This window comes from Streptomyces phyllanthi, from assembly GCF_009377205.1.
GTDB classification, from domain to species: Bacteria; Actinomycetota; Actinomycetes; order Streptomycetales; family Streptomycetaceae; genus Streptomyces; species Streptomyces phyllanthi.
Genome location: NZ_VJZE01000488.1, coordinates 1 through 6629, shown reverse-complemented (window position 1 = coordinate 6629; position 6629 = coordinate 1). Strand labels below are relative to the sequence as shown.

General features: G+C 74.6%; 2 protein-coding genes. Both read right to left on the bottom strand.

What is annotated here, in order from left to right; all coding sequences use genetic code 11:
* On the bottom strand, positions 1-2383 hold a 2383-nt coding region (locus FNH04_RS38885), incomplete at its 3' end, for a beta-ketoacyl synthase N-terminal-like domain-containing protein (protein ID WP_322725121.1).
* A gap of 8 nt (positions 2384-2391) precedes the next feature.
* Positions 2392-6606: an SDR family NAD(P)-dependent oxidoreductase gene (locus FNH04_RS38880; RefSeq protein WP_322725120.1), complete on the bottom strand. Its 4215-nt coding sequence runs from the start codon at positions 6604-6606 to the stop codon at positions 2392-2394.
* Positions 6607-6629 lie beyond the last annotated feature (23 nt).

The following is a 6629-nucleotide window of genomic DNA, read 5'->3' as shown; positions in this document are numbered from 1 at the left end:
CGCGGGGGACGGCCCGGTGGTGCAACGCCAGCACCGAGGTCACCACGGCGAGCAGTCCGGCAGCCGCGTGGGGTCGGCCGAAGAGGTCGCGGGGGTCGAAGTGGTCCGGGGCGGCACCGGTCCCGGGCGGGTCACCCACGGTCCACTCGGATGCGGTTCCTGCTCCCGGTGCGGGCCCGGCCTCCGGTACGGCTCCTGCTTCCGGTGCGGGCCCGGTCTCCGGTACGGCTCCTGCTTCGGTCGGCTCGTGCGCGTCGTTCGCCCCATTCGCCCCGTTCGCCCCCGGCTCCGGGTCGAGGACGGCCAGTACGGTGTCGCCCTCGACCCGGGCGTCGGTCAGGCGCTTGAGGATCATGACGACCGCCGCGTCCCCGGGCGGGGCCGGCCGGCCGAGTTCCGTCAACGCCGCCTGGTGAACGGGTTCGTGGGAGAGGTCCACCGCGCCGACCAGGACGGCGTCGGCGTCGCCGGCGCGCAGGGCACTGACACCGAGGTCGAGCGCCACCAGACCGGAGGCCTCCTCCGCGCTGACCGTGAAACCGGGGCCGCCGAGGCCCAGTTGGGCGCTGATCCGGTTGGCCACGACGTTGGGCATCGTGCCCACGACGGCGGAGGAGGACTGGGGTGGCTGGATGGCGTCGCGCAGGGTCCGTACGTCCGCGTCCGCGCGCCCCGCGTCTGCGTCTGCCTCTCCGACTCCGTCTGCGTCTGCCTCTCCGTCTGTGTCTGCGGCTCCGGCTGCGGCTGCGCCGAGCAGTTCGGGGGCGCGCCAGCGTGCCACGTACCGGGCCACCTCGGGGTCACAGCCCATGCCGACGAGCACCATGGTCCGTTCCCCGGACAGCTTCGTCCGCGAGGCGGCCTCCCGCGCGGCCTCAAGGACCAGCAACTGCTGGGCGTGCGCGTGTTCCAGGTCCAGGGGCGGGAACCGCAGCCCGTCCAGTGCCACGGTGACGGTGGCTCGGGCCTCGCCATGGCGGGCACCGGTCAGCAGGGCCTGCCGCAGATCGTCCAGATCCCGGCCGTCGGCGACCCGGGCACCGACGGCCACGACGGCCACGGGTTCCGCTTGCCCCACGGGCGCGGCCGGTACCGCCGGGGTGCCGCAGTCGTCGCCGGTCCAGGCGTCGACGACCAGGTGGGCGTTGTTGCCGCCGAAGCCGAAGGAGCTGACCGCCGCTCGCCGGACTCCCGTCCAGTCCTCGGGCTCCTGGAGCAACCGCAGCGGTGTTCCGGAGAGGGCTTCGAGCGGTTCCTCGGCGCCCAGTGTCGGGGGCCGGACCCCGGAGCGGAGCGCCCCGAGGGTCTTCAGCAGCCCGGCCGCGCCCGCCGCGGTGATGAGGTGCCCCACATTGGACTTCACCGATCCCGCGGGCAGGTCGCGCGCCTCGGCGAACACGCGCGCCGCGCTGCGTACTTCCACCGCGTCGCCGACGGGGGTGCCGGTGGCGTGGCACTCCAGCAGGCGGACGCTCTCCGGCGGCACCCCGGCCGCCTCGTACGCCTGGAGCATGGCCCGCTCCTGGCCCTCCGCGGAGGGGACCAGCAGTCCGCTGCCCCGCCCGTCGTTGGACAGACCGACACCACGGATCACCCCGAAGACCGGGGCCCCGGCGGTGAGCGCGTCCTCCAGCCGCATCAGGGCGACGAAGCCGGCGCCCTCGGCGGGCACGAGCCCGTCGGCCCTCCGGTGAAAGGGCCGGCTCCGTCCGGTGCGGCTCAGTGCCGCCAGGCTGCAGAAGCTGATGTGCAGGAAGAGGTCGTCCGCGCGGTTCACTCCCCCGGCCAGCATCACGTCGGCCCGGCGCTCGTGCAGCGTCCGGCAGGCGAGGCCCACCGCGTAGAGCGAGGAGGCGCAGGCCGCGTCCAGTGCGAAGGCACCCAGTCCGAGGCCGAGTTCACGGGCGGCGAGGTGGGCGGGCAGGCCCGACATGAAGCGGTTGCGGGGGTCCGGCCGGGCGCCCCCGCGCCCGCGCCCGCCGAACCAGACGTGCTCGGCGTAGGCCGTCATCCCGGTGGTGGGGAAGGAGAGGTTGCCGAGCACCAGCCCGGTACGGTGCGCCAGGCGCTCCTGTCCGGCTTCGCGCAGAGCCGCACCGGCGCCGTGGAGCGTCCAGTGGAACACCGGGTCCAGGGCGGGGTCCAACCCGTCCGCGGGGATGCGGAAGTCCCTGACATAGCCGCCGGTCCGGCTCCAGGTACGGTCCGTGCAGTCCCCGGCCGGATCCCCGACCGCCCAGGTGTCGGACAGCCGCCACCGCCCTTCGGGGGCATCGGTCAGGCTGGTGCGGCCCGCGAGGACGTTGTCCCAGAACGTGTCCGGGTCCGGGGCGTCCGGCAGGACGCAGCCTCGCCCCACCACGGCGATCGGTTCGAAGCGCACGGCCGCCGTCACTTCCGTACCACCGCGGCTCGGGCCGGAGCGGGAACGGCGTCCAGGGGCGGCGCGGGGTCGGGGCGCCTGACGAGGGTGACGCCCAGGAGTTCCGTGTGCGCCGAGCCGTCGTCGGCCAGCAGGACGATGTCGCACGAGGTCTCGAACTCGCCCGTGCCCTCGCCGGCGACCACCAGGCACCGGGCGTTCTCTCCGACGGGGCCGCGTACCGACGTACGGATCTCGGTCGCGCCCATGGGGAGGAAGGCGCCGCCTCGTGCGTGCTCGGCCCACTTCAGGGCCAGTTGGAGGCCGGCGTCGACGGCGGCCGGGTCCGTGTGCCAGTCCCCGCCGGGCCACTCCAGCGCGCGGACGCCGCGCACCCGGGCTTCGGCGTCCGAGGCGGAGAGCCGGTCCACGGAGATGATGGCGTGGAAGGCCGGTCCGTGGAAGAGCACGTGACCGTCGTAGGTCTCCGCCGCCGACCGGTCGTCGTCGTGCGGGGGCAGCGGCCGGAGGCGGCTGGGGAGCGGCGGTTCCGTCATGGCCTCGACCGTCGTCCGGTAGTGCGGCTGGGCGCCGTCACCGGTGAGTTCCAGGGCGAGGAGCCGCGACTGCGCGCCCGGGACGGGCCGTCCCCGGACCTCGAGCCGGTGGCCCCCGTCGGCGAAGGCGGATAGCGCGATCCGGCTGAGCACCTCCAGATCGCGCAGGACGAATCCGGGCGCGTCGGGGCGCCAGACGCGGGCCGCGCCGAGGAACCACTCGGTGACGAGTGCCATCGGCACCACGGGGATCCCGGCGATGGCGTGGTCCGCCAGATAGGGGTGGGAGCGGGCGCTCACCTCGATGTCACCGGACACCTCGCCGGCGGTCCCACCGGGCCCGGGCTCCCCCAGCGAGGTGGACGGATCGCCCGCGGTGAGGGTGACCCGGGTCGGACCGGAGCCGGAGTCGGAGCCCGCGCCGGGGTCGGAGACGGTGTTCAGTTCTCGCACGAGGGCTCGTGCGCCCGCCTCCGGCGGGATGAGCGACACTCCGCGGCCGCGGAAGTGCTCGCGCAGTTCCGGGCCCACCATGCCGCCGTCCCAGGGCCCCCAGGCGATCGACCTCACCAGGCGGTCCGGGTGGTCCGCGGCGACCGTGGAGGCGACCTGGGCGAGCACCTCGTTCGCCATGGCGTAGTCGCCCTGGCCGGTGTTGCCGTAGCGCCCGGCGACCGAGGAGAACACGCAGACCATGTCGAGCGGGTCGTCCGCGGTGGCGGCGAGCAGGGCCCGCAGGCCCTCGACCTTGGTGTCGAAGACCGCGTCGAACTGCTCGTCGCTCTTCTCGGACAGACGGCTGTCCGCCAGTACTCCGGCGCCGTGGACGATGCCGCTGATCGGCCCGAACTCCTCACGAGCCGTGTCGAGCGCCCGGGCCAGGGCCCGCTCGTCCCGCGTGTCCACCGACAGGTAGAGGGCCCGGGCTCCCGCGGCCTCGATGGCGTCGAGCGTCGCCCGGATCTCGCGGACCGCCAGCACGCGGGCGGCCAGGGCGCCGAGTGCGGCCGGGCTCGGCGGCTTCCCCGCACCAGCCCGGTCGCCACCAGCCCGGTCGCCACCAGCCCGGTCGCCACCGACTCCGTCCCGGTGGTGGCGGGCCTGGTCGGCGAGCAGGCTCTTGAGCTCCTTCTCGTCCCTGGCGCCACTCAACCCGGGTGGTTCGTCGGTGAGTTCGCTACGGCCGAGGAGCACGATGGACGGCAGGTGTTCCTCGGCCAGGGCGCGCAGCGCCAGCCCTGTGACACCCCGGGCGCCGCCGGTCGCCACGATCACCGAATCGGGCCCCAGCGGCCCCACCGGTCCGCGCTGCCGGGCGTGCCCGGGGTGACCGGGGTGACCGGGGTGACCGGGGCCGTCGGCGTGCCCCGGTCCCCCTTCGGGCTCGGGAACATCCCTCAGCGCGTGGCGTGTTCCGTCGGCGCGCAGTCCTATGTCGGAGGCCGATCCTCCCTGGAGGAGTTCGGCGGCGATGACGCCGGCGAGGGCGTCCGCGTCGCGGTCGCCACGCTCGCAGTCGACCGCCTTGACCCGGGCCTCGGGCCACTCCTTCGCGGCCGTCCTGGCGAGGCCCGCGAGTCCGCCGAGCCAGGCCCGGTGACCGTGCCCGCCGCCGAGCCCGAAGTCGCCCCCGGTGTCCTGGACGACGACGAGGAACCCGCCCCGGGCGGCGATGTGCCGCGCGGCGGACCGTACGACGCGGAAGGCCTCGTGGTTGACCGCGGTCGCCTCCTCGGGCGAGGGCGCGGGGCGCAGGCCGGTCAGCAGCACCATGCCATGGCTGTCCTCGTCGGTCTCCGCCGCCGTGGTGGCCCGTATCCCGTGATCGCGCAGCCTCTCCACCAGTCGCCGCGCCACCCCGGTGCCCTCGTCGGTGATGACCAGGGGCCCGTCCCGCAGGCCTGCCAGTTCCAGACCCGGCGGGGGCGCGGGCACCATCCTGCTGACCGTACGGGCGAGCCGTGGCGGAGGAGCGGCATCGTCCTCGCGCGGCGGCACGGCAGGATGGCGTACGACGTCGGGGCCGCCGGCCTGGCGCAGTCTGCCGGCGATCTCCTCCAGCGTGCGCAGCGGAGCGAGCTCACCGGCCTCGACCGAGGCGAGGGAAGGGACACGGTCCCGCAGCACGGACAGGATCTGCACGCGCTTGATGGAGTCGATCCCCAGGTCCGCCTCCATGTCCATCCGGGGGTCGAGGATGTCGGCCGGGAACCCCGTCTTCTCCGCGACCACCTCCATGAGCAGCGACTCCACGTCCACCTCCGCGGAGACCGCTTCGGCAGCGGCTTCGGCCGCCGTGTCCTCGGTTCGGCACAGCTTGTCGGCGATCTCGCGCAGCGTGCGCAGCGGAGTGAGCTCGCCCGCCTCGACCGAGGCGAGGGAAGGGACACGGTCCCGCAGCACGGACAGGATCTGCACGCGCTTGATGGAGTCGATCCCCAGATCGGCCTCCATGTCCATCCAGGACTCCAGGATCCCGACCGGGAACCCCGTCTTCTCCGCGACCACCTCCATGAGCAGCGACTCCACGTCCACCTCCGCGGAGGCCGCGGGCATCGGCGCGGGCGCGGGCGGCTCTGGGGCCGGAGCGGTCGGAGCCGTCGGAGCGGTCGGCGGCGTGGCATCGGGTGCGCGCTCCGGGAGTGGGACACGCTCCTCCGGAAGCGCCACGGGCGCCTCGGCAAGCGGGTGCGGTGCGAACACGGGGGCGGGAAGCGGCGCCGGTGTCCCGGCACCCTCCAGGGCCGTCGGGCCCGCCGGACCGACCAGGCCGAGGGACGAGGCCTCGGCCGCCCTCAGGAACATCGCGTGGCTCTCGGCCATGGTCCGCTGGAACTCCGCGTGGGCCTCGGCCGTCTGACGCTGCGTTTCCTGGAAGGCCCGCAGCCAGGCGTCGGCAGGTGCCGCGTCCGCCGCGGGCGCGTGCGCGGACGCGGCTGCCACCGGCGGAGGCGGCGACGGCATCACGTCCCCCACGGGCGGAACCGTCGGCGGCGGGTTCACCACGCCACCGTTCGACGCCGCCTCGGCCGGAACCGGCGCGGGCAGCGCCTCCGCTCCCCCGGGTGGCGGGTAGGGCCTGCCGTGGTTGACCCCGGAGATCCGTACGGCCATCCGGGGCGGCGGTTTCCGGTCATCGCGACCGGCCGTGCCGTACGGCGTCCAGAGGTTCTCCAGGTCCACCGCGACACCCGCGACCACGAGCGCGCCGAGGGCCTGCTGGAACGCCGTGACGCCGTTGAGGCCGTTCCGGTCCAGGCTCACCGCCAGGTGGGCGCGGTCACCGAGGATCTCCCCGGCCAGTCCGGTGAGCGTGGCGCCCGCCCCGACCTCGACGAACGTGCGCACGCCCGCCGCGTACATCGCCTCGATCCCGTCGGTGAAGCGCACCGGGGACAGCAGATGCCCGGCCAGGCGCTCCCGCAGCTGTTCCACGTCCCGTGGGTACGGCTCGGCGTCGGCGTTGCCGTACACGTCGGTCTTCGGCGGGCTGAGGTCCAGCTCCCTCAGGAACGCCGCGAACGGCTCGCCCGCGTCGCCCATCAGGGGACTGTGGAAGGCACCGGACGCCTTCAACCGCCTTACGGTCATCCCCTGTTCGGCGAACCTCCGCTCCACCTCGGCGACGGCGTCCGCACGCCCCGAAAGGACGACCTGCCGCGGGGAGTTGTCGTTGGCGAGCCACACAGAACGCCCCGAACCCACCGAAC